At 64.4% G+C, this 23,005-nt stretch carries 18 protein-coding genes; 8 read left to right on the top strand and 10 right to left on the bottom strand.

Annotated elements, in window-relative coordinates; all coding sequences use genetic code 11:
- The first annotated feature begins 268 nt into the window (after window positions 1-268).
- The 4 genes from betI to E1N52_RS20590 all read left to right on the top strand — a co-directional run bounded on the left by betI (window position 269) and on the right by E1N52_RS20590 (window position 5,700).
- Window positions 269-883, top strand: coding sequence for a transcriptional regulator BetI (gene betI, locus E1N52_RS20605; protein ID WP_133184576.1), 615 nt, complete (start codon window positions 269-271; stop codon window positions 881-883).
- Window positions 884-901: 18 nt separating this feature from the next.
- Complete coding sequence (gene betB / locus E1N52_RS20600) at window positions 902-2,371, top strand: betaine-aldehyde dehydrogenase (RefSeq protein ID WP_133184575.1); 1,470 nt, start codon at window positions 902-904, stop codon at window positions 2,369-2,371.
- A gap of 11 nt (window positions 2,372-2,382) precedes the next feature.
- Window positions 2,383-4,116, top strand: a complete 1,734-nt coding sequence (gene betA / locus E1N52_RS20595) for a choline dehydrogenase (protein WP_246089153.1) — start codon at window positions 2,383-2,385, stop codon at window positions 4,114-4,116.
- Between the two features lie 144 nt (window positions 4,117-4,260).
- Entirely contained in the window at window positions 4,261-5,700 is a 1,440-nt protein-coding gene (locus E1N52_RS20590; RefSeq protein ID WP_133184574.1) for a hypothetical protein, read from the top strand.
- A 94-nt stretch (window positions 5,701-5,794) separates the two neighbouring features.
- Here E1N52_RS20590 and E1N52_RS20585 read toward each other — a convergent pair whose 3' ends face one another.
- The 3 genes from E1N52_RS20585 to E1N52_RS20575 all read right to left on the bottom strand — a co-directional run bounded on the left by E1N52_RS20585 (window position 5,795) and on the right by E1N52_RS20575 (window position 9,619).
- Window positions 5,795-7,441 carry a trimethylamine N-oxide permease gene (locus E1N52_RS20585; RefSeq protein ID WP_133184573.1) on the bottom strand — a complete coding sequence of 549 codons (1,647 nt, stop codon included), beginning with the start codon at window positions 7,439-7,441 and terminating at the stop codon, window positions 5,795-5,797.
- Between the two features lie 99 nt (window positions 7,442-7,540).
- Window positions 7,541-8,491: a choline ABC transporter substrate-binding protein gene (locus tag E1N52_RS20580; protein ID WP_133184572.1), complete on the bottom strand. Its 951-nt coding sequence runs from the start codon at window positions 8,489-8,491 to the stop codon at window positions 7,541-7,543.
- Between the two features lie 219 nt (window positions 8,492-8,710).
- Complete coding sequence (locus tag E1N52_RS20575; RefSeq protein ID WP_133184571.1) at window positions 8,711-9,619, bottom strand: LysR family transcriptional regulator; 909 nt, start codon at window positions 9,617-9,619, stop codon at window positions 8,711-8,713.
- Window positions 9,620-9,746: 127 nt separating this feature from the next.
- Here E1N52_RS20575 and metE point away from each other — a divergent pair, with 127 nt between their 5' ends.
- Entirely contained in the window at window positions 9,747-12,041 is a 2,295-nt protein-coding gene (gene metE / locus E1N52_RS20570) for a 5-methyltetrahydropteroyltriglutamate--homocysteine S-methyltransferase (RefSeq protein WP_133184570.1), read from the top strand.
- 71 nt (window positions 12,042-12,112) lie between these two features.
- Here the strand turns inward: metE and E1N52_RS20565 are convergent, their stop codons facing one another.
- Together E1N52_RS20565 and E1N52_RS20560 are read right to left on the bottom strand one after the other, a co-directional pair.
- On the bottom strand, window positions 12,113-13,783 hold the full coding sequence (locus tag E1N52_RS20565) for a class I adenylate-forming enzyme family protein (protein ID WP_133184569.1): 1,671 nt from the start codon (window positions 13,781-13,783) through the stop codon (window positions 12,113-12,115).
- A 10-nt stretch (window positions 13,784-13,793) separates the two neighbouring features.
- Window positions 13,794-15,122, bottom strand: coding sequence for an MFS transporter (locus tag E1N52_RS20560; protein WP_133184568.1), 1,329 nt, complete (start codon window positions 15,120-15,122; stop codon window positions 13,794-13,796).
- A 409-nt stretch (window positions 15,123-15,531) separates the two neighbouring features.
- On the opposite strand from E1N52_RS20560, the gene E1N52_RS20555 reads away from it, so the two are divergent.
- Window positions 15,532-16,101, top strand: a complete 570-nt coding sequence (locus E1N52_RS20555) for a DUF4142 domain-containing protein (RefSeq protein WP_133184567.1) — start codon at window positions 15,532-15,534, stop codon at window positions 16,099-16,101.
- A 54-nt stretch (window positions 16,102-16,155) separates the two neighbouring features.
- Here the strand turns inward: E1N52_RS20555 and E1N52_RS20550 are convergent, their stop codons facing one another.
- Window positions 16,156-16,755: a TMEM175 family protein gene (locus tag E1N52_RS20550; protein ID WP_133184566.1), complete on the bottom strand. Its 600-nt coding sequence runs from the start codon at window positions 16,753-16,755 to the stop codon at window positions 16,156-16,158.
- Between the two features lie 174 nt (window positions 16,756-16,929).
- On the opposite strand from E1N52_RS20550, the gene E1N52_RS20545 reads away from it, so the two are divergent.
- Window positions 16,930-17,634 carry a cytochrome b/b6 domain-containing protein gene (locus E1N52_RS20545; protein WP_133184565.1) on the top strand — a complete coding sequence of 235 codons (705 nt, stop codon included), beginning with the start codon at window positions 16,930-16,932 and terminating at the stop codon, window positions 17,632-17,634.
- Between the two features lie 85 nt (window positions 17,635-17,719).
- Window positions 17,720-17,971 (top strand): H-NS family nucleoid-associated regulatory protein, encoded by a 252-nt coding sequence (locus E1N52_RS20540; protein WP_133184564.1) that lies wholly within the window; start codon window positions 17,720-17,722, stop codon window positions 17,969-17,971.
- 102 nt (window positions 17,972-18,073) lie between these two features.
- Here E1N52_RS20540 and kdgD read toward each other — a convergent pair whose 3' ends face one another.
- The 4 genes from kdgD to E1N52_RS20520 form a co-directional block, all read right to left on the bottom strand.
- Window positions 18,074-18,991, bottom strand: coding sequence for a 5-dehydro-4-deoxyglucarate dehydratase (kdgD, locus tag E1N52_RS20535; RefSeq protein ID WP_028206318.1), 918 nt, complete (start codon window positions 18,989-18,991; stop codon window positions 18,074-18,076).
- Between the two features lie 51 nt (window positions 18,992-19,042).
- On the bottom strand, window positions 19,043-20,392 hold the full coding sequence (gene gudD / locus E1N52_RS20530; RefSeq protein WP_133184563.1) for a glucarate dehydratase: 1,350 nt from the start codon (window positions 20,390-20,392) through the stop codon (window positions 19,043-19,045).
- Window positions 20,393-20,457: 65 nt separating this feature from the next.
- Window positions 20,458-21,546, bottom strand: a complete 1,089-nt coding sequence (locus E1N52_RS20525) for a lactonase family protein (protein WP_133184562.1) — start codon at window positions 21,544-21,546, stop codon at window positions 20,458-20,460.
- A gap of 39 nt (window positions 21,547-21,585) precedes the next feature.
- Window positions 21,586-22,917 (bottom strand): MFS transporter, encoded by a 1,332-nt coding sequence (locus tag E1N52_RS20520; RefSeq protein ID WP_133184561.1) that lies wholly within the window; start codon window positions 22,915-22,917, stop codon window positions 21,586-21,588.
- Window positions 22,918-23,005 lie beyond the last annotated feature (88 nt).

Here is a 23,005-nt window from a genome sequence, read left to right as displayed (position 1 = left end):
AAACGTACAAGTCCAAATCTCGCCCGACTTGCGCAGACACGACACGCGCTGGCGCTAACGCGACACGCCAGTGACAGAAATACCCCTGCAAAACAGGCGCAATCCGTTATCTGGCGGGCCTCGCGAGGGGTTCCGGCGACGCGATCATCGGTAATCCGACGCGGACTTTGTAAAATCCGCCGATCCCGCCATTTCTACGTTTTTATTGATTGAACATTCAATAAAAAATACCTAGAGTGGAAACCTCCCCGAATCGCCCGGAATCACCATGCCCAAGATCGGAATGCGCGACGTGCGCCGCGCGCAACTCATCGACGCCACCCTGCAATCGATCGACGAGTCGGGTCTCTCCGGCACGACGCTCGCCACCGTCGCGCAGCACGCGAAGATTTCGACCGGTATCGTCAGTCACTATTTCGGCGGTAAGGACGGGCTGCTCGAAGCCACCATGCGCCACGTGCTGCACGACCTCTGGGAGGCCACGGTGCGGCGTCGCCTTGCCGCGAAAGACGAGCCGCGTGCTCGCTTGCGCGCCATCGTCGCGGCCAATTTCGACGTTTCGCAGGTGAACTCACCTGTCATGAAGACGTGGCTCGCGTTCTGGGCGGAAAGCATGCATCAGCCCGCGCTGCGCCGGCTGCAGCGCGTCAACACGCGGCGGCTGCATTCGAACCTCTGCGCGGAGTTCGAGAAGGTGTTGCCGGCCGCTACGGCCCGGCGCGCCGCAAGCGGACTCGCTGCGTTGATCGACGGCCTCTGGCTGCGCGGCGCGCTCACGGGCGAACCGTTCGACACGAAGGCCGCGCTGCGCGTGGCCAATGACTACATCGACCTGCTGCTCGAATCGCGCGCCAAGCCGCGTTCGGGCAAGTCGACCAGATAACCCGGCCCGGAGCCAGCGATGTCCCTCTTTCCCCTGCAACGCCTCTTCATCGACGGCGCCTACAGCGACGCCACCAGCGGTGAAACGTTCGACACCTACGATCCCGCCACCTGCGCCAAGCTGGCCACGGTGCAGCACGCGAGCGCCGCCGATATCGACCGCGCCGTGCAGTCGGCCCGCAACGGCCAGCGCATCTGGGCCGCCATGACGGCGATGCAGCGCTCGCGCGTGCTGCGGCGCGCGGTCGAACTGCTGCGCGAGCGCAACGATGAAATCGCGGCGCTCGAAACCAGCGACACAGGCAAGCCCATCGCCGAAACGCGTAGCGTGGATATCGCCACGGGCGCCGACGTGATCGAGTACTACGCGGGCCTCGCGCCCGCGCTCGAAGGCCAGCAAATCCCGCTGCGCGAAAGCTCGTTCGTCTACACGCGGCGCGAGCCGCTGGGCGTCACAGCAGGCATCGGCGCATGGAACTATCCGCTGCAGATCGCCTGCTGGAAATCGGCGCCCGCGCTTGCCGCCGGCAACGCGATGATCTTCAAGCCGAGCGAAATCACCCCGCTTTCGGCCTCGAAGCTCGCGGAAATCTATATCGAGGCAGGCGTGCCACCCGGCGTATTCAACGTGGTCCACGGCGACGGCCGTGTGGGCGCCATGCTGAGTGTGCATCCAGGCATCGAGAAGATTTCGTTTACGGGCGGCGTCGAAACCGGCAAAAAGGTCATGGCGGCCGCAGGCGGCTCCACGCTCAAGGAAGTCACGATGGAACTGGGCGGCAAGTCACCGCTCATCGTTTTCGAAGACGCCGACCTCGAGCGCGCCGCCGATATCGCCGTCACCGCCAACTTCTTCAGCGCGGGCCAGGTATGCACCAACGCCACGCGCGTGTTCGTCCATCAATCGGTCATTGCCGCGCTCGAGGCTCTCGTGCTCGAACGCGTGAAGCGCATCCGCGTGGGCAATCCCGCCGATCCGGCCACCAACTTCGGGCCGCTCGCGAGCGCCGCGCAACTCGACAAGGTGCTCGGCTATATCGAGAGCGGCAAGCGCGAAGGCGCGCGGCTGCTCGCGGGCGGGGCGCGCCTCACCCAGGGCGATTTCGCGCGCGGCCAGTACGTGCAGCCCACCGTGTTCTCCGGCTGCCGCGACGACATGCGCATCGTGCAGGAAGAAATCTTCGGCCCGGTGATGAGCATTCTCGCCTTCGCCAACGAAACCGAAGTGATCGCACGCGCCAACGAATCGCTTTACGGCCTGGCCGCCGGCGTCGTGACCGAAAGCCTCACTCGAGCGCACCGCGTGATTCATCGGCTCGAAGCCGGCATCTGCTGGATCAATACGTGGGGCGAGTCACCCGCCGAAATGCCAGTGGGCGGCTACAAGCAGTCGGGCGTGGGCCGCGAGAACGGCATCACCACGCTCGAGCATTACACGCGCCTCAAATCCGTCCAGGTGGAACTGGGACCGTATCAGCCCGTTTTCTGAGGGAGTCCTGCATGGCAGCGCAAGAGTACGACTACATCATCATCGGCGCGGGTTCGGCGGGCAACGTGCTTGCCGCGCGCCTCACCGAGGACCGCGACGCGACGGTGCTGCTGCTCGAAGCAGGCGGTCCTGACTACCGCTTCGATTTCCGCACGCAGATGCCCGCGGCACTCGCCTACCCGTTGCAGGGCCGCCGCTACAACTGGGCCTACGAAACCGATCCCGAGCCGCACATGAACAACCGGCGCATGGAATGCGGGCGCGGCAAGGGGCTGGGCGGGTCGTCGCTCATCAACGGCATGTGCTATATCCGCGGCAATGCGCTCGACTACGACGGCTGGGCCGAGCGCAAGGGGCTCGAAAACTGGAGCTATCTGGACTGCCTGCCCTATTTCCGCAAGGCCGAAACGCGTGACGTCGGCGCAAACGATTATCACGGCGGCGAAGGTCCCGTTCACGTGACGACGAGCAAGCCGGGCGTGAACCCGCTCTTCGAGGCGATGATCGAGGCGGGCGTGCAGGCGGGTTATCCGCGCACCGACGACCTCAACGGCTACCGCCAGGAAGGTTTCGGGCCGATGGACCGCACCGTGACCGCCAAAGGCCGGCGCGCGAGCACCGCGCGCGGCTATCTGGATCAGGCAAAGCATCGGCCCAACATCGACATCGTCACGCACGCGGTGACGGACCGCATTCTGTTCAGCGGCAAGCGGGCGTGTGGCGTCGTCTTTCTCGACGGGCCCGCGCGTGTAACCCGCTACGCGCGCCGCGAAGTGCTGCTGTGTGCGGGCGCGATCGCCTCGCCGCAGATTCTGCAGCGCTCGGGCGTCGGGCCTGGTGCATGGCTGCGCGAACTCGACATTCCCGTTGTGCTCGATCTGCCGGGCGTTGGGCAGAATCTTCAGGATCACCTGGAGATGTACATGCAGTACGAGTGCAAGGAGCCCGTCTCGCTCTACCCTGCGCTCCTCATGCGAAATCAACCGGCTATTGGCCTTGAATGGATGCTGCGCGGCACCGGCATTGGCGCGAGCAATCATTTCGAGGCGGGCGGCTTCATTCGCACGCGCGACGACGATCCGTGGCCGAACCTTCAGTATCACTTTCTGCCCGTCGCGATCAACTACAACGGGAGCAATGCGATCAAGATGCACGGCTTCCAGGCGCACGTGGGCTCGATGCGCTCGCCTAGCCGCGGGCGCGTCAAACTGCGCTCGCGCGATCCGCGCCAGCATCCGTCGATTCTCTTCAACTACATGGCCGAGGCGCTCGACTGGCGCGAGTTCCGCGACGCGATTCGCATCACCCGCGAAATCATTGCGCAGCCCGCGCTCGACCGGTTTCGCGGACGCGAGTTGAACCCCGGCGCGGCGCTCAAGACCGACGCCGAGATCGATGCTTTCGTGCGCAACCGCGCGGAAACCGCCTATCACCCGTCGTGTTCGTGTGCGATGGGCTACGACGACATGGCCGTGGTGGATGGCGAAGGCCGCGTGCACGGACTCGACGGCCTGCGCGTGGTCGACGCGTCGATCATGCCGCGCATTACCACCGGCAACCTCAATGCGCCGACCATCATGATTGCGGAGAAGATCGCGGATCGCATACGCGGGCGCGACGCGCTTGCTCGATCGCATGCGCCGTATTTTGTGGCGAACGGGACGCCGGCGCGAGGGGCGGCTTATCCCGCAGCGGACGGTAGGTCGCGCAGGGAGAAAGTACGCGCGCATAGCGTGACGCTGTAAGAAGCGAGCTGATGGCCCAGAACCGGCGCGCAAGGATCTGCGCGCCGGCTTGCGTTCTCCACCAAATGATGGACGCGAAAACGTACCGCAATCTTTAGGCTTGGAAAGCGATGCGTTTATCTGCGGCACATCAGGAGATCGAGCATGGCCGTCTATAGCTGGGCCCCGGGCGCGGCCGGGGATTTTGCGTCAGCGGCAAACTGGCTGGTGAACGGTGCGCCCGCAACACAGCCGCCTGGGCCGAACGACTTTGCGAGCATCGATGGCGTCGGCGTCGTCGTGACCGGTGCCGGGACCGTACAACGGCTGAAGTTCTACGGAACCGCCAATGTGTCGGGTCTATTGACGGCGACTTATGGCGTGCAGGCCAACCAGGAGCTGACGCTCGACCAGGGCGCGGTCCTGACCACACCGCGGCTTGGCTTGCCCATAGACGGCAGCCACGGAGGCACCTGCGCGCTCACGGTTGGCGCACATGCCGTTGTCGCGATCACGCCTTTCCATTCGGTGGACAACTACGGAATCCTGATTGGTGACGCCGGGCCTCCATCTGCTGCACTGTTGGTTCAAGGCGCTGGGGCCGTCGTCGATGGGGGCAATCAGCCTATCGCGGTTGGGCAAGGCAACCCCGGCACGCTGACCATTGCGGATGGCGGCACCGTCACCGCGGGCAATGGCGACCCGCTCGTCTATCCGTGGGCACTCGTCGTCGGCAACCATGCCGAGGGGACCGTGAACGTCTCGGAGGCCACCCTCACCGCTCGCGGCCAGATCATCGTCGGCCGGCAGGCCAACGGCACGCTCACCATCGCGGGCTGTAGCGTCGTCGCCGCCAGCGATCTGTATATCGGCTGGACGCTGCAAGCGCACGTGAGCGGCAAGGTTTCGATTTCGGGCCACCGGGCGCGGCTCGTCATCGAAGGCGCCTTGGGCGTTGGCGCTGCGCTGGGGACGGGTTCCCTCGATGTGGCGAATCACGCGATCGTATCGGCAGGCTTGGGTGTCAACGTCAGTGCGACGGGCACATTGACGCTCGATCACGGGCAAATCGACACGGCCGCGCTCGGCGTGGACAAAGGCGGCACGTTGTCGGGCAGTGGCCGGGTGACGGCACCCATGGGTTTCGAAAACAACGGCGGGACGATCACGGCTAACGGGCCGCTTATTTTAGTGGGAGACCTAAGCAATGACGGCATGATCAACGCCGATGCAGGCAGCGAACTCGTATGCGCGGGTTCGCTGGGTGGTACAGGGACGATTACGCTAGACGCGGGCGCCGTCGTATCGGTTGCAGCGGTGGCCAGTTCGCAAACCATCACGTTCGCCAGCAACACCGGCAAGCTGGTTCTGCTCAACCCTGGCGCCTTCGCGGGCGTGATAGCGGGCTTCGTGAAGGGCGACGTCATCAAGCTGCACGCTCCCGCCACGCGGGGTACGTTCGTACCCAGTCTCGTCAACGGCCTCACCGGCGGAGTGCTTACGCTCGAGGACGGGCACAACAACCCGGTCGCGCAATTGAGCATGATCGGCACGTATGCAACCGGCAGTTTCAGCGTGACGCTGGGCGTCGTCAAGCATCTGTGATGCAGTGTGCGATTGACCGGAAGAAACGCAAGGCAAAAAACGCGGCACCACGCGAGCGATCCGCCCGCACGATGCCGCCAACACTGAAGCCAACTCAGACCGACGCGGCCAGCCAATGCGAAACCGCAATCGTCAGCGCCGCCGCAACGAGCGCACCATACGGCGCCAAACTCAACCACCGGCTGCGCACCGGCACACTCACTTCCATATCGAGCGCACTGCCCGCCGGGAACCGCCCGCGATCTTGCCAGTAATGGCGGAAAGCAAACACCGGCACGATCAGCAGCATGGCAATGAGGCCATCGCGCAGCGTCCCCTCGCCTTGCAGATTGGCGCCCGCGCCCACGAACACGAGGTTCGCGTACCCGCACAGCGCACCCAGCGCGAGCAGCCACGTTGGGCAGCGAAACGGCCGCGCCCACGAGCCACGATCCATGCGATGAATCCAGCCCGACTGAAGGTTCAGGAACACGAACAACATGTAGCAGACGTTCGAGATCGACAGCACCGTCATATAGTCCGACATCGCGAGCAGGATGAGATTGAAACCGAGATCGGTCCACATCGCCGCCGTCGGCGCGCCGTGCTCGTTCACGCGCGAGAGATAGCGCGGCAGCCAGCCATCCACCGAAGCCTGATAGAGCGTGCGCGACGAACCCATCATCGACGTCATCACGATCAGCAAGATCGAGAGCATGAGCATCACCACCACGGCGTTGCCCACCCAGGCCCCGCCGCCCACCATAGCGGCCATCGCGGTGCCCACGCCGGTGCCGTCGCCAATGCGCGGATCGAGCATCATCGCCGTACCCAGCGAGCCCTGAAACGCGAGCGGAACGAGCGTCATCACGACGAGACATAGCGCGCCCGACCAGAAGATCGCCCGCGCCGTATCGCGCCGTGGGTCGCGAAACTCGCGCGTATAGCACACCGCCGTTTCGAAGCCGTACGATGCCCAACCCGCCATGAACATCGCGCCCAGCGCCATGACCACGCCCTGCCCGTTCCACGTGCCGAAGACCGACGCGGTGAGATTGCCGTGCGCGTCGTGGCCGAGCGGCAGCAGCGGAAAAAGATGCTTGGCGGGAACATCGCCCGTGACGAAGGGAACGAGCCCGACGATCAAAAGCGGCGTGAGCGATGCGATACCGAGAATCTTCTGCGTTTTCGCGGCCTTCGAAGCGCCGCTGTGCTGAAGCCGGAACGTGATGAGCAGGAACGCCGCGGCGATCAGGAATGTCGCGTTGATGCGCAGCGTGAGACCCGGCTTGATGAAGTCCAGGTTGGCGAGCGTCCAGTGCCACTGCAGGATGGCCGCTTCGGGCGCAAACAGCGTGGCGAGCGCGTAGTTCGCGGCGAGTCCGCAGCCCAGCGCCAGCATGGGCGACCACGCGAGCCAGTTACACCACACGGAAACCGGCGCGATCATCTTGCTGTAGCGGACCCAGCCGATTGCTCCGTACACCGAAGCACCGCCCGACTTGTGCGGAAAGAGCCCTGAAATCTCGGCGTAAGTGGCGCTTTGCACGAGGCCCATCGTGATCGATGCAATCCAGATGGCCCAGGCCGGCTGGCCGATGGTCGCGCAAACGCCGCCAATCGTGAACAGCACGCCCGCGGGCACGCCGCTCGTCACCCAGAACGCATCTTTCCATGTGAGGCCGCGCTGCAGCGCATGGCCATGACCGCCTCGTGCGGCGCTCTCCTCCGCGCCATGCGTACCGATTCCTGCTTGCTCCATCTGCCTCCTCCTCTTTTGAACGCTAATCAACCAAAATTGCCGCGCAAATAGGGATGTACCGCAGGGTTGTCCGCGGCTTTCGCCGCGGACAAGGGCACGTCAGTGCACGCCCAGCGAGGCGCGCACGGCAGGCAGGCCCGGCTTGCCGTCGAGCGTGGTCACGCCGGCGAGCCAGTTGTCGAGCACCTGCGGGTTGCCGCGCAGCCAGTCGGCGGCGGCCTTGTTCGGGTCCTCCTTGTTGGCGATCGGCACCATCAAATGGTTCTCGATGGCGGTCGTGAACTGCAGGTTGGAGACGAACTTCGCCACGTTCGGGCAGCGCGCGGCATAGTCAGGCGGTTCCGCGGTCAGGACGCGCGCCGCGCCATAGTCAGGCCCGAACACCGCATCGCCGCCGGAGAGGTAGTCGATCTTCATCTGCACGTTCATGGGATGCGGCTCCCAGCCGAGGAACACGATCCATTGCTTCTCGCGCACGGCGCGGTTCACCTGCACGAGCATCCCCGCCTCGCTCGATTCGACGAGCTTGAATTTGCCGAGCCCATACTGATTCGCGCCGATCATCTTCTGGATCAGCGCGTTGCCGTCGTTGCCGGGTTCGATGCCGTAGATGCGGCCTTGCAGCTTGTCCGCGTATTTGGCGATGTCCTGGAACGATTTGAGGCCGCCCTGGTAGACGTAATCGGGTACGGCAAGCGTGTATTTGGCGCCCGTGAGGTTCGGCGTCGAGAGCACCTTGATTGAGCCCGACTTCGTGAAGGGCTCGATGATCGGGTCCATGGTCGGCGACCAGTAGCCGAGGAACACATCGATCTGCTTGCTCTTGAGCCCTGCGAATGTGATCGGCACCGAGGCGATCGTCTTGGTCGGCGTATAGCCAAGCGCGCCGAGGATCGTCGATGCCACGCCCGTGGTCGCCGCGATATCGGTCCAGCCCACGTCGGCGAAGCGCACGTCCTTGCACGCGGCGGGATCGGCCGCGTAGGCGCTGGTGCAGAGAATGGCGGCGCACGCGAGCGCGCCTGTCTTAAGCAGGGGGAATCGGCACATCGTCATCTCCTCAGGAATCGAACTGCGTCGCAGGGTCATGAAGTCTCATGACACATAGTTGTCCGGCAAAAAGCGGACTAACGTAGCAATTGCGACGAGCAATTGCGCAGAAGCGACAAGCGATTCCCGAGAAGCCCCCCTGGGCAGCGGCTTTAAGTTAATTGAACGATCAATATACGAACTTGAACGACGTTTCTTTCATTTTCAAAACGTAATCCATCAGCCTCGCACACGGGGCTGTTGCCAGATCGGGTCGCGCGCGAATTCGACAAACGATTTGAGGTAATCGACCACGGCGTCGCCTTCGCGCGTGCCGAGAAAGATCTGCTTCGCGATGCCCTGCTTGCCGAGCTTCACGATCGCGAGCGGCATGCGGTCTGCGTATTCTTCCGCGAGCCATCGCGGCAACGCGGCCACACCGCGATGGCTCGCGACCATCTGCAGCATGATGTCGGTCGTTTCGATCGTCTTGTGACGGCGCGGCGTGATGTTCGCGGGCCGCAGAAACTGGTTGTAGATATCGAGCCGGTCGGTATCCACGGGATACGTGATGAGTGTTTCGTCGACGAGCTGTTCGGGCTTCACGTAGCGCACGTCCGCGAGCCGATGGTTTTCCGCGACCACCAGCACCTGTTCGTAGTCGAACACCGGATCGAAACGCAGCCCGGGCCGGTTCAGCGGATCGGGCGTGACCAGCACGTCGATGTCATATCCGATCAACGCGCCGATGCCGCCAAACTGAAAACGCTGCTTCACGTCCACATCGACGTCGGGCCAGCGCGCCAGATAAGGCGAGACCACCTTGAGCAGCCACTGATAGCACGGGGCGCATTCCATGCCGATACGCAACGTGCCCCGCTCGCCCGCGGCGTACTGCTTCATGCGTTCTTCCGCGAGTTCGAACTGGGGCAAGAGCCGTTCGGCCAGCGAGAGCAGATATTGCCCGGCCTGCGTCAGCCGCAGGCTGCGCCCCTCGCGGTCCCAGATTTGCGTGCCTAGCTGCTGCTCGATCTTCTTGACCGTGTGGCTCAACGCCGATTGTGTGAGGAAAAGCGATTCCGCCGCTGCGGTAAGCGAGCCCTGGCGGGCGACTTCGCGGACGATGACGAGGTGAACGCGTTCGAGCATCAGGCAACCAGATGAAAGAAACTAATGGATGGATGAAATAATGCCATTTTTCTTCATCATCGGATACCCCTATGATCGTTGCGACTCTGGATCGTTTTCAGCACTTTCATTTCGGACGGCACCGCACATGGTCACCACGCACAATCTCGGCTTTCCGCGCATCGGCGCGAAACGTGAACTCAAATTCGGTCTGGAGCGCTACTGGAAGGGCGAATCCTCGCGCGACGAACTGAAGGCACTCGGCGCGCAACTGCGCGCGCGCCACTGGGAGAACCAGAAGGGTCTCGACCTCGTGCCCGCCGGCGACTTCGCGTTTTACGACCAGGTGCTCGACATGAGCTTCACGCTCGGTAACCTGCCCGAGCGCGTGCAGGGCTTCCACGGCGACAAGCTCGACAACTACTTCCGCGTGGCGCGTGGCCGCTCGGCAGCAGGCACCGAGGACCATGCCGCTTGCTGCGGTGGCGTCGCGGCCGGCGAAATGACAAAGTGGTTCGACACGAACTATCACTACATCGTCCCCGAATTCACGGCCGATACGCAGTTCAACCTCGACACCTCGCGTCTTTCGGAGCAACTGCGTGAAGCCCGCGAACTGGGCGTGAAGGCCAAGCCGGTGATCATCGGGCCGCTCACGTACCTGTGGCTCGGCAAGGCCAAGGACGACTCGGACAAGCTGGCGCTGCTGCCGCGTATCATGCCCGTGTACCGCGCGCTGCTCGACTACTTCCGCGTGATGGACGTCGATTGGGTGCAGATCGACGAGCCGATTCTCGTGACCGAACTCGATCCGGCCTGGCGCGCCGCGTTTACGGCAGCGTATGAAGGCTTCGAGCAGCGCAGCGTCAAGCTGCTGCTGGCCACCTACTTCGGCCAGTTGCACGACAACCTCGACCTCACATGCTCGCTACCTGTCGACGGTCTGCATATCGACGCGATCAACGCGCGCGAAGAAGTCGCGCTGGCCGCGCAAAAGCTGGCTGCGCAGAGCGTGCTTTCGGTGGGCGCGATCAACGGCCGCAACATCTGGAAGACGGACCTGAACGCCACGCTCGACTGGCTCGAGCCGCTCGCGAAGCAACTGGGCAAGCGCCTCTGGATCGCGCCGTCGTGCTCGCTGCTGCACGTGCCGGTGGATCTCGCGAGCGAAGAGAAGCTCGACGCTGAAATCCGTTCGTGGCTCGCGTTTGCGCTGCAAAAGCTCGACGAAGTGAAGGTGCTCGCCACGGCGCTGAATGCCGGCCGCGACAAGGTCGCAGCCGAACTCGCGGCGAACGCCGCCGCCGTTCAGGCGCGCCGCCAGTCGCCGCGCGTGAACAACCCCGCAGTGAAGGCCGCGATCGCCCGCATCGATGCACAGCTCGGCAATCGTCAGCATGCCTACGCTGAGCGCGCCGCGAAGCAGGCTGCGCGTCTGAAGCTGCCCGCCTTCCCGACCACCACAATCGGCTCGTTCCCGCAAACGGCGGAAATCCGCCAGGCGCGCAGCCAGTTCAAGAGCGGCACGCTCGACAACGCGGGCTACCAGGCCGCCATGCGCGCCGAAATCGAGCGCAGCGTGCGTGAGCAGGAGCAACTGGGTCTTGATGTGCTCGTGCACGGCGAAGCCGAGCGCAACGACATGGTCGAATACTTCGGCGAGCAGCTCGACGGCTACGCGTTCAGCCAATTCGGCTGGGTGCAGTCGTACGGCTCACGCTGCGTGAAGCCGCCCATTCTGTTCGGCGACATCAGCCGGCCGAAGGCAATGACGGTGGAGTGGATCACCTACGCGCAGTCGCTCACGAACAAGCCCATGAAGGGCATGCTCACGGGCCCGGTGACGATCCTCAACTGGTCCTTCGTGCGCGACGACCAGCCGCGTTCGGTCTCGTGCTACCAGCTCGCGCTCGCCATTCGCGAAGAAGTGCTCGACCTGGAAAAGGCCGGCGTGGGCGTGATCCAGATCGACGAGGCCGCGCTGCGCGAGGGTCTGCCGCTACGACGCGCGCAGTGGGGCGAGTATCTGCGCCGGGCCGTGGAATCGTTCCGCATCACGGCGAACGGCGTGGAAGACGAAACGCAGATCCACACGCACATGTGCTATTCGGAGTTCAACGACATCATCGCGTCGATCGCCGATATGGACGCGGACGTCATCACGATCGAGACCTCGCGCTCGGACATGGAGCTGCTGGACGCATTCGACAACTTCAAGTATCCGAACGAAATCGGGCCTGGCGTGTACGACATTCACTCGCCGAACATCCCGACCGAAGCGCACATCGTGCAACTGATGCAGAAGGCCGCCGAGCGCATTCCGGCAGAACGCCTGTGGGTCAACCCCGACTGCGGCCTGAAGACGCGTCAATGGGCCGAGGTCATTCCGGCGCTGACCAACATGGTCGCTGCCGCCAAGGCGCTGCGCAGCCAGGTGCAATAAGGCGCCGAAGCGCCCCGAGCCAGTCTCGGGGCGCTTCACTTTTCGACCTCGTCAAGTTGCTCGCGCAACCATCACCGCAACTCGCGCCGCAAGATCTTCCCCGTAGCCGTCTTCGGCAATTCGTCGCGGAACTCGACGATACGCGGGTATTTATACGCAGCCATGCGCGCCTTGCAGAACGCGATCAGTTCCGCCGCGTCGGCCACCGCGCCAGCACGCAGGCTCACCACGGCTTTCACAGTCTCGCCGCGATACGGATCGGGTACGCCCACCACGGCCGCTTCGCGCACGGCGGGATGGCCGTAAAGCACGTCTTCCACCTCGCGTGGCCAGACCTTGTACCCGGCCGCATTGATCATGTCCTTCTTGCGATCGACGAGATAGAACCAGCCCGCTTCGTCCATGAAGCCGACGTCGCCGGTATGGAACCAGCCGCCGCGAAACGCATCGGCCGTCGCAGCCGCGTTGTTCCAGTAGCCGGGCACGACCATCGGTCCGCGGCAAACGATTTCTCCCGTTTCACCGGCCGCGAGCATGTTTCCGTCATCGTCGACGATGGCCGCTTCGGCGCCCGGCACGGGCACGCCCATGGCCAGCGCGCCGCTGTGTGGATCGACGGGCGCCGTCCTCGCGAGCGGCACCATGTGTGTGGGCGAATTCGTTTCGGTGAGCCCATACGCGCCGTGGATCACGTGGCCGAACTTCGCGCGAAACGCCTCCACTACGCTGGGCGCGATGGGCGCGCCGCCCGAATAGATCTTCGTGAGCGTCGCGAGTTTTTCGCGGGTCGCATCGGCGTGATGCAGCAGCGCGATGAACACCGTGATCGCACCGATCGTGAATTCCGCGCGGTGTTCTTCGATGGCGTCGAGCGTCGCCGCCGGATCGAAACGGTGCGTGAGAATGAGCGGCGCGCGCGCAATCCACGCCGCGCCGATGTGGCCAACGAGACCGGTAATGTGAAAGAGCGGCGCCACGCCGAGTATCGGGCCGCCTTCGCGCAGGCCGCAGAAATCGCGGTACGTCTGTGAGTTGAACGCGAAATTGCCGTGCGTGCAGATCGCGCCTTTCGGGCGGCCGCTCGTGCCCGAGGTATAGACGAGCATGGCGGGATCGCTCGCCGCCAGCACGACCGGCGGAGGCTTGCGCCCTGGCTGCACGGCCTGCGCCGCCTGCAAAAGATCGCGTGCGCCCTCGCCTGCTCCGCTTGCCTCGCGCTGTGTGCCGAACACGCGTGGATCGTCGCGTGTCTGCAGCGCACGCGCGCGCGTCGTGAACACGCGCGGCGCGGCGTTGCCTTCGGCTTCGATACTCGCGATCACTTCGCGAACGACTTCGCCTTCGAGCGCGGCGTCGCAGATCAGCACGCGCGCTTGCGAATCGTCGAGCAGCAGTTTCAGTTCGCGCGCCCGGTTCATCGGATTGACCGGCACCATCACGGCGCCCGCCTTCCAGATGCCGAGCAAAGCCATCACGAACTGCGGCACATTCTGCAGATAGAGCGCCACACGGTCGCCGCGCTGCACGCCTTCGTCCAGCAGCAAGCAGGCGATGCGGTCGCTCCATGCGTCGAGCGCCTGCCAGTCGAGCCTGCCGTCGAAGTAGAGCAGCGCGCTTTCGTGCGGCGCGCGCTCGAGCGCCGCCGCGAACATGTCGAGACCGTTCGTATACTCCTGCTGAGGATTCGGCTCGATGCCGGTGTCATACAGCGCGCGCCAGGGAAAGCGTTCATAGGCGTTCACGTTCGTCTCCTCAAGCCGCGTCCGCCGGCTGGCCCACCGTGCTGCGCGCCATGAACCAGTAGAACAGCGCCGCGCAGCCCGCAATCGCGCCGCCCATGATGAACGCCAGCGAATACGATCCCGTGCGGTCAACGATAATGCCCGCGACGACGGGCGAGAACGCCCCGCCGAAATAGCCGCCGAAATTCTGGATTGCACTCACGGAAGCGACCATTGAAGAAGGGGCGATGTCGGCCGCGAGCGCCCACGCGTTGCCGATGGTGGCGGCGATGAACGCCAGCCCCAACGTCATTAGCGCGACGCTCGCGCCTATCGTGCTCGCAAGTGGCAGCGCCGCCGCGCACACGCCCGCGCCAATTGCGCCCACCACGATCAGCATGCGCTTGGCGACCATGGGCGAAGCCACGCGGCGATCCACGAGTTTCTTCGCGATCCAGCCCGCAGCGATCTCGCCTGCCGCACCGCCGAACCACGGAATGCTCGCGTAGATGCCCAGTTGTGCGAACGAAATATGAAAGCGATCGAGCAGATAGAGCGGCAGGAACACGAGGAAGATATTCCACAGCCAGATCGCGCAGAAGTAGCCGAAGATCATGCCCCACACGCTGCGCGAGGCAAAAAGCGCGCGCCAGCGAATGGGCGCGGTGGTGAGCGAACGCTCGTGGCCGCCGCCACCCGCTTCGATATAGGCGAACTCCTCGCGCGTGAGCCGCTTGCTTTGCGCGGGGTTGCGATAGAGAAAGAGGAACAGCACGGCAAAAACAATGCCGATGGCGCCCGTCACGTGAAAGAGCGAGCGCCAGCCGAACGCGATCATCAGCGCAACGAGCACGGCGGGCGCGAGCGCGGGCCCCCACTTCGACGACGAATCCCAGATGCCGGTGGCGAAGCCGCGTTCCTTGGCGGGAAACCACGCCGCCGTGATCTTCGCGGAGGTCGGCCAGCACGGCGCCTCGCCCACCGCGAGCAGCACGCGCATGACGATGAGGCCCGAGATCGAACCAACGACGCCGGTGAGCCACGTCGCCACGCTCCACCAGATCATGCCCACTGCATAGGCGCGCTTCGCGCCGAAGCGGTCGATGATCCAGCCGGCCGGCAACTGCATCACCGCGTAGGTCCAGGCGAACACGGTGCCGAGCAGGCCGATTTGCGTGCGCGTGAGGCCCAGGTCGTGAATCATGCCAGGCGCCGCGATCGCGAGATTCGCGCGATCGAGGTAGTTGATGATGCCGCCGAACAGCAGCCAGATCAGCACGCGCCAGCGAAAGTTCGCGGCGGTGGTGGCTGTGGCAGTCGATTGTGTGGTGGATGCGGTTGCAACCAGCTCGTCGTCCATCCTGTCTCCTCCTCGTTGGCCTACGTTTTTTTGCGTGCGCTTTTGCGCACGCTCGTGAGACTCAAACCGCGTTCGTGCCCAGATCGTGGGACTTTTCGCCGTAGAAGCAACGACACGCGCGAGGGACATTGTGCGCCGGTTGGCGCGAATGGAGAACGCTGTATTCGCATAAACGCATGACGTCGATGTGAATACGCGGATCGTTATTTCATCCGCATGCTCTCTTACCAACCGTTACACAAGCGAAGCAATCGTTTCACCTGAATGGCGAGCGAGTTCATAGAATTCCTCAGACCGTTGAGCAGCAAGGCGCCACGCCACAACGGTCCCGCGCAGAGCCGCACGGAAAGCGGCATGACACAAGGCCCTGCGCGTGCAATCGATACCAACTACGCAGAAAGGAGTTCACATGACTCGCCTCTCGCTTGCCTCGCTCATCGCGGCTTCGGCCGCCAGCCTTTGCGCCGTTACGCTGAGCGCCCATGCGCAGACCCCCGCGCCCACCGCGGCTTCTGCCTCGACTTCGGCCGCACCCGGCAAGCTTCACGAAGCCGACAAGGCCTTCATCGCGGACGGCACGCAAACCGTCGCCACGCAGCGCGATGCCGCGCGCATTGCCGACTCGCGCTCGACCGACCGCGAAGTGAAGGCTTTCGCCGAAAAACTGGTGGCCGACTATTCGAAGCTGTCCGACTCGATGCGCGCGGCGAGCCCGCGCGGCGTGGACGTGCCGCGCAACGACCCGGATGCGGCGGTGATCAGCAGCATCAACAATCTGCGCGGCGCGGACTTCGACAAGACGTATATCGAGCAGGTCGCGCTGGCCGGCCAGCAGAAGACGCTCTCGGCGTTCCAGGCGGAAATCGCCTCGGGCCGCGACGCGGGCCTCAAGAAGGCCGCCACGGAAGGCTTGCCTGTGATCCAGGCTGACTATGCCAAGGCTCAGGAACTCGCCAAGCGCAAGCACCTGGCAGGCTGATGACGATGTGATGTTCGACGGGGCCGGCCGCATGCGCGCCGGCCCCACTGCTGTTTACTCTTCCTTCTTTTCGCCGGCAGCGAGAGCGAGCCGCTCCATGCGTTGATCAGGCACGAGCCAAAGCAGCGCCACGATGAAGTAGAAGATCGCGCCAATGCGCGGATAGTCGAACGCCGCGAGCGCAAACCCCGCCAGATAAAGCACCGGTGAAATCTTGCCCTTCACGTCGTTGCCCAGCGCGATGGCAAGCGGGCTTTGCATCCCGTGATAGCGCACCAGCGTGAACTGCAGCACGACATAGGCCAGCGCGCAGAGCAGCAGGTTGACGCCATAGAGCGCGGTCGGCCAGCGCCCGAATTCGTTCTCGCCCATCCAGCCCGTGGTGAACGGCAGCAGCGAAAGCCAGAACAGCAGATGCAGGTTGGCCCAGAGCACCGAGCCGTTCACGCGGCGCGCCACCTGCAGCATATGGTGATGGTTGTTCCAGTAGATACCCACGTAGATGAAGCTCAACACGTAGCTCAGATAGACCGGCCAGAGCGGCGCGAGCGCAGCGAGATCGTTGCCATGCGGCACCTTGAGTTCCAGCACCATGATCGTAATGATGATGGCGAGCACGCCATCGCTGAAGGCTTCGAGTCGGTTCTTTTCCATCTGTGGAATCGGCTTGCAAGGGATGTAAGGCGAGCGGCAAGTATCGCCGAAGTCGCCGCGCGACGCCACGTAGACGCTGAGGCGTCGCAGGTGCGTATATTGCGCCATACATGGCGCACACGTTCCTGGCCTATGATGCCCTTGAGCGCCACGCCCGGCCGCCCGCCTCGAATCATGAACTCCACGACCTCCGCAACCCGCCACCGTCCCGAGCACCCTGACCAGCCTGAGCGCCGCGTGCCTGTCTGGGACCTGCCCACGCGCCTCTTCCACTGGCTGACCGTCGTGCTCGTGGCGGCCGCTTACGTCACGCAGCGCATGAACTGGATGCAGATGCACGTGCGCCTCGGCGAGACACTGCTCGCGCTCGTGCTGTTTCGCATCCTGTGGGGCTGCTTCGGCAGCGAGACCGCGCGCTTCTCGCGCTTCGTCGCCTCGCCGCGCAAGGCAATCGAGCATCTGCGCCATCTGCTGCGGCGCGAACCCGACGTCCAGGTGGGCCACAACGCGGCCGGCGGCTGGATGGTTCTGCTGCTGCTCGCGCTGCTGCTCATGGAAACGCTCACCGGTCTCTACGACAACAACGACATCGCCGACGAAGGCCCGCTCAGCGAAATCGTGCCCGCAAAAATCGCCAATGCGATAGCCGGCCTGCACGCATGGGGCTGGGATCTGCTCGCGGCGGCGGTCGTGCTGCACATCTGCGCGATTGCCGTCTACGCGCTCGCGAAAGGCCACAATCTGATCGGCCCGATGCTGAGCGGCAAAAAGCGCCTGCCCGCTTCGGTGCGCGCGCCCGCGCGCGGGTCGCTTTGGCTCGCGGCCTTGCTGATGGGGTTATCGTGCGTCGTGGTTGCGCTGCTCGCCGCGTATCTTTGATGCTGCAAATTGCGGTGTAAAGCCCGCACGAAGCCCGCACAACGCGTAAAATCAGCGGCTCTTTTTCACTCGACAAGAATTATCGATGGCTACCTACCGCGAATTGCTCGCCCAGAAGCGCGAACTCGACGAGCGCATTGAAGCCGCGCGCGCCGAAGCGGCGAACGAGGCGCTGGCCAATGTGCGCGCGGCAATCGCCGAATTCGGCTTCACGCCCGACGAGGTGTTCGGCAAGCCGCGCCGCGAAAAGACCGCGCGCCGCGCCCGCAACGCCGAAGGCACCGAAGGCAAAAAGCGCGAGCGCTCCAATCTGGACTTGTTCGGCGACAACAACTGATCGTCCGCCCACGCCCTTCACGAGCAAACAGGGCCGCAAGGGCCCTGTCGCAAGCCATGCCGCGCGCCGGCTGGCGCGCGCATGGCGTGAACACCGAACGCGTTACTGCGCGCCGAGCTTCTTGATCAGCACATCGAGCTGCGCCACTTCCTCTTGCGTGAGGTCGGTGAGCGGCGCGCGCACCGGGCCCGCGTCGCGGCCCACGAGCTTCGCACCGGCCTTCACGATGCTGACCGCGTAGCCCGCGCGGCGATTGCGAATGGCGAGGTACGGCAGGAAGAATTCGTCGATGAGCTTGCCCACCGTCGCGTGGTCGTCCGCGGCAATCGCGCGGTAGAACTGCATGGCCGTCTTCGGAATGAAGTTGAACACTGCCGACGAATATACGGGCACGCCCAGCGCCTTGTACGCCGCTGCGTAGACTTCGGCCGTGGGCAGGCCGCCCAAGTACGAGAAGCGGTCGCCCAGACGGCGGCGGATCGTCACCATCGCCTCGATCTCGCCCACGCCGTCCTTGAAGCCGATGAGGTTCTCGCAGCGGTCAGCGAGCTGTTCGAGCATGTCGGCGTTGAGCTTCGAATTGGCGCGGTTGTAGACGATCACGCCCATCTTCGGCACGGCCTTGCAAACCTGCTCCACGTGCGCGGCAATGCCTTCCTGCGACGCTTCCGTGAGGTAGTGCGGCATCAGCAGAATGCCCTGCGCGCCATTGCGCTCGGCTTCCTGCGCGTATTCGATGGCCACGCGCGTGGCGCCGCCCGCACCCGCGAGAATCGGCACCTTGCCCTTGCAGGTTTCGGTGGCCGTCTTGATGACCTGCGAGTATTCGCTCTTCGTGAGCGAGAAGAATTCGCCCGTGCCACCCGCCGCGAACAGCGCGCTCGCGCCGTAAGGGGCCAGCCATTCGAGGCGCTCGGCGTAGGTGCTCGCGCGGAAGTTGCCCTGCGCGTCGAAGTCGGTCACGGGGAACGAAAGCAGGCCTTCGGAGACGATTTGCTTGAGTTCTTGCGGCGTGGTCATGGTCTTGATCCTGTTGCGAAGTCAGTAAAGGTGTTCAGTTGAAGACGGCGTTCAGCGCACGAGGCACGGACGCTTGTTGTCGAATTTCCAGTTGGGAATGAGGTATTGCATGGCGATCGCGTCGTCGCGCGCGCCGAGGCCGTGCTCCTTGTAGAGCGCGTGGGCCTTTTCCAGCGCGTCCATGTCGATCTCGATGCCGAGACCCGGCTTCTGCGGCACCTGCACCTTGCCGCCCACGATCTGCAGCGGCTCGCGCGTGAGGCGCTGGCCGTCCTGCCAGATCCAGTGCGTGTCGATCGCCGTGATCTTGCCTGGCGCCGCGGCGGCTGCATGCGTGAACATCGCGAGCGAAATGTCGAAGTGATTGTTCGAGTGCGAGCCCCACGTGAGGCCCCAGTCGTTACACATCTGCGCCACGCGCACCGAGCCCTGCATGGTCCAGAAGTGCGGGTCGGCGAGCGGAATGTCCACGCTCTGCAGCTGAATGGCGTGGCCCATCTGGCGCCAGTCGGTCGCGATCATGTTGGTGGCCGTGGGCAGGCCGGTGGCGCGGCGGAATTCCGCCATCACTTCGCGGCCCGAGTAGCCGTTCTCCGCACCGCACGGGTCTTCCGCGTAGGCGAGCACATCGTGCTTGTCGCGGCACAGGCGGATGGCTTCCGCGAGCGACCACGCGCCGTTCGGGTCGAGCGTCACGCGCGCTTCAGGAAAGCGCTCGGCCAGCGCCGTGACCGCTTCCATTTCCGCTTCGCCCGCCAGCACGCCGCCCTTGAGCTTGAAGTCGTTGAAGCCGTAGCGCGCTTGCGCGGCTTCGGCCAGACGCACGACGGCCTCCGGCGTCATCGCCTCTTCGGTACGCAGGCGCTCCCAGTCGTCGCGGCCATCGGCGCCGCTCGCGTAGGCGAGATCGGTCTTGTTGCGATCGCCGATGAAGAACAGGTAGCCGAGCATCTCCACTTCGCTGCGTTGCTGGCCTTCGCCAAGCAGCGCGGCGACGGGCACGTTCAAATGCTGGCCGAGCAGGTCGAGCAGCGCGGCTTCGAGCGCCGTGACCGCGTGAATCGTGGTGCGCAGGTCGAACGTCTGCAGGCCACGTCCGCCCGAGTCGCGATCGGCGAACTGCTTGCGCACGGTGTTGAGCACCGACTGCATATTGCCGATGGACTGGCCGACCACGAATGCACGCGCGTCTTCGAGCGTCTTGCGGATCGCCTCGCCGCCCGGCACTTCGCCGATGCCGGTATTGCCCGCGCTGTCGCGCAGCAGCACGACGTTGCGCGTGAAGAACGGACCGTGCGCGCCGGAGAGGTTCAGCAGCATGCTGTCGCGGCCCGCCACGGGCACGACGCGCAACTCGGTCACAACGGGCGTGGCGTTCGGTTGAACGGTTTGTGTAGACATGAACGGATTACCTGTAAAAGTGCGGCGCGCTGCGCCCTGACAATCGAAACCTTGAATTGAAGCGGTCAAGCGTTGGCGGCGACGATCTCCACCCAGTTCGCCCCATTGCCGCCCTCGCCGCGCGAGACGGCTGTGAGCGCACCGCTCGCCGCATCGATCGTGTAGACCGACACGTGTTGCGATTTCTCTCCGCACGCCACGAGAAAGCGTCCCGTCGGGTCAATGCGAAAACCGCGCGGCTGCGTCTCGGTCGCCGTCGCACCCACGTATTCGAGCGCGCCGTCTTGCGATACGCGCAGCGTGAAAATCTGGCTCGTCGTGCGCTCGGACACGTAGACGAAGCGCCCATCGGGCGAGACGTGGATATCGGCGGCCCAGACGAGCTTCGCGAGCACAGCGGGGTCGGGCTGCACGGGGTCCGTGGGGCTCGGGCGCGCAAAACCGTCATTCAGATGGGCGAGCACCGGCGCGCGCGGCGAGACGTGCAGCGCCGCGAGCTTGCCCGTGGCGGCGTCGCGCGCGAAAACCGCGACGGTCGCGCGGAATTCGCTCAGCACGTACAGCACGTCGCCGTTGGGCGAAAAGCGCAGATGACGCGGACCGAAGCCCGCACCGAGATCGACCGTGCCGATCTCGACGAGGCGCCCCGCGTCTTCCAGCGCAAAAGTAAACACCCGGTTGCTGCCGAGCGACGACGCATAGGCGAAGCGCCCGTCGGCGGAAACGATCACGGCGTGCGCGTGCTCGATATCGCCGATCACCTGCAACGGAGCGCCATGCCCGTTCGCGAGATCGTTCGCGCCATACAGGCTCACGCGATGCTCGCCGTACGAAGCGCCCAGCAGGAAACGCCCCTGCGGCTCGGCGCACAGATACGCGAGGCTCGATTCGATCGGCGTCTGCACGCGCGGCGCGAGATTGCCGCTTTGCGCGTCGATGGCGTAGTCGTTGATGCGCTTGTCCGCGCCGCGCGTGGCCGCGTAAAGGCGGCGGCGATCGGGCGAGAGCGCCATCGGCATCACGTTGTCCTGCGCGGCCACGCGAGCTTGCGGCGTGAGCGCGCCATTACGCGCATCGAGATGAAACACGCCAATGTCGCCGTCTTTCGAATTCGCGACGTAGACGAAGAAGCGTTCGGGGTTCGGCTGGTTCATGGTGTGGGTTTCCTTCTCGATTGAGGGTTGCACGCGGGCTCAGTGCGCGCCGCTGCGGACCGAATCGTCGGCAAAAGCGCGGCGCGATGGCTTGTTACGGGCGAGGAAGGCGGCGGCGGCGGCAATCAGCGAAGTCACGCCGAGGCCGTAGAGGCCGCCCGTAATCGAGCCCGTATGCTGTTGAAGATAGCCGAAGGTGGCCGGTGCGAAGAACCCGCCGAGGTTGCCGAGCGAATTGATGAGCGCGATCACGCCGGCGGCCACGCGGGTGTCGAGATAGCCTTGCGGCATCGGCCAGAACAGCGACGAAGCCGCCTTGAAGCCGATGGCCGAGAAGCAGATCGCCACGAACGAGAACACCGGGTCCGACGACGTCGAAGCGAACAGGCCGCAGGCGGCGATCACGAGTGCGACGGCGAGCCACGCCTGCTGGAAGCGGTACTTTGCGGAAAGCAGCGCGAAGCAGTACATCGCGACGATGGCAATCATCCACGGGATGGCGTTGTAGAGGCCCACCTGGAAGTCGGTGAGGCCGCCCATCTTGCGGATGATCGTGGGCAGCCAGAACGTGGCCGCGTAGATCGTGAGCTGAATCGCGAAGTAGAGGAAGCAGAACAGCACGATCTGCGGGTCCTTCAGGAGGCGCAGCACCGGCACGTGCGCGCCCGTGGCGGCTTCGCGCTCGGCCTGTTCGCGCACCATGTAGGTTTCGAGCGCGCCCTGCTCGTCGCTCGTGAGCCAGTGGGCATCGCGAATGCGCGACTTCAGGAACACCCAGCTCACGCCGCACAGCACGATGGAAAAGCCGCCTTCGATCAGGAACATCCACTGCCAGCCCGCGAGGCCGAGGCCGCGCACGGACAGCAGCGCGCCCGTGATCGGACCCGAGAGCACCGAGGCGAACGCCGAACCAGCGAGAAATACAGCCGCCGCCTTGCCGCGTTCTTTCTGCGGCAGCCACTGCGCGAAGTAATAGATCACGCCGGGAAAGAAGCCCGCTTCGGCCACGCCCAGCAGAAACCGCAGCACGTAGAACGAGGTGTCGTTGTGCACGAACGCCATGGCGGCGGCCACGACGCCCCACGTACCCATGATGCGCGTGAGCCAGGCGCGTGCGCCATACTTTTGCATGAGGATGTTGGACGGCACCTCGAAGATCGCGTAGCCCACGAAGAACAGCCCCGCGCCGAACCCATACGCCGCCGCCGAAAGACCGATATCGGCTTTCATGTGCGCGCCGGCGAAACCGACGTTCACACGGTCGATATAGTTCGCGATGAACATGATGAGGAAGAGCGGGAGCACGTGCCGCAGGACCTTGGCGCTGGCGGACTCCAGCAGGTCCTCATAACGGTTGGCAGGGGCGGACATCGGGGTTGTCTCCTTTAGGCGCGGGCGGCGCGCGGATTGGATCGCGGTTTGAATGCTTTGTGGTACGTTGTCTGATGACATTCTAAGC

The sequence above is a fragment of the Paraburkholderia guartelaensis genome, assembly GCF_004353905.1.
GTDB lineage: Bacteria > Pseudomonadota > Gammaproteobacteria > Burkholderiales > Burkholderiaceae > Paraburkholderia > Paraburkholderia guartelaensis.
The sequence above is the reverse complement of the archived record's forward strand: the minus strand, read 5'-3'. Positions and strand labels throughout refer to the sequence as shown.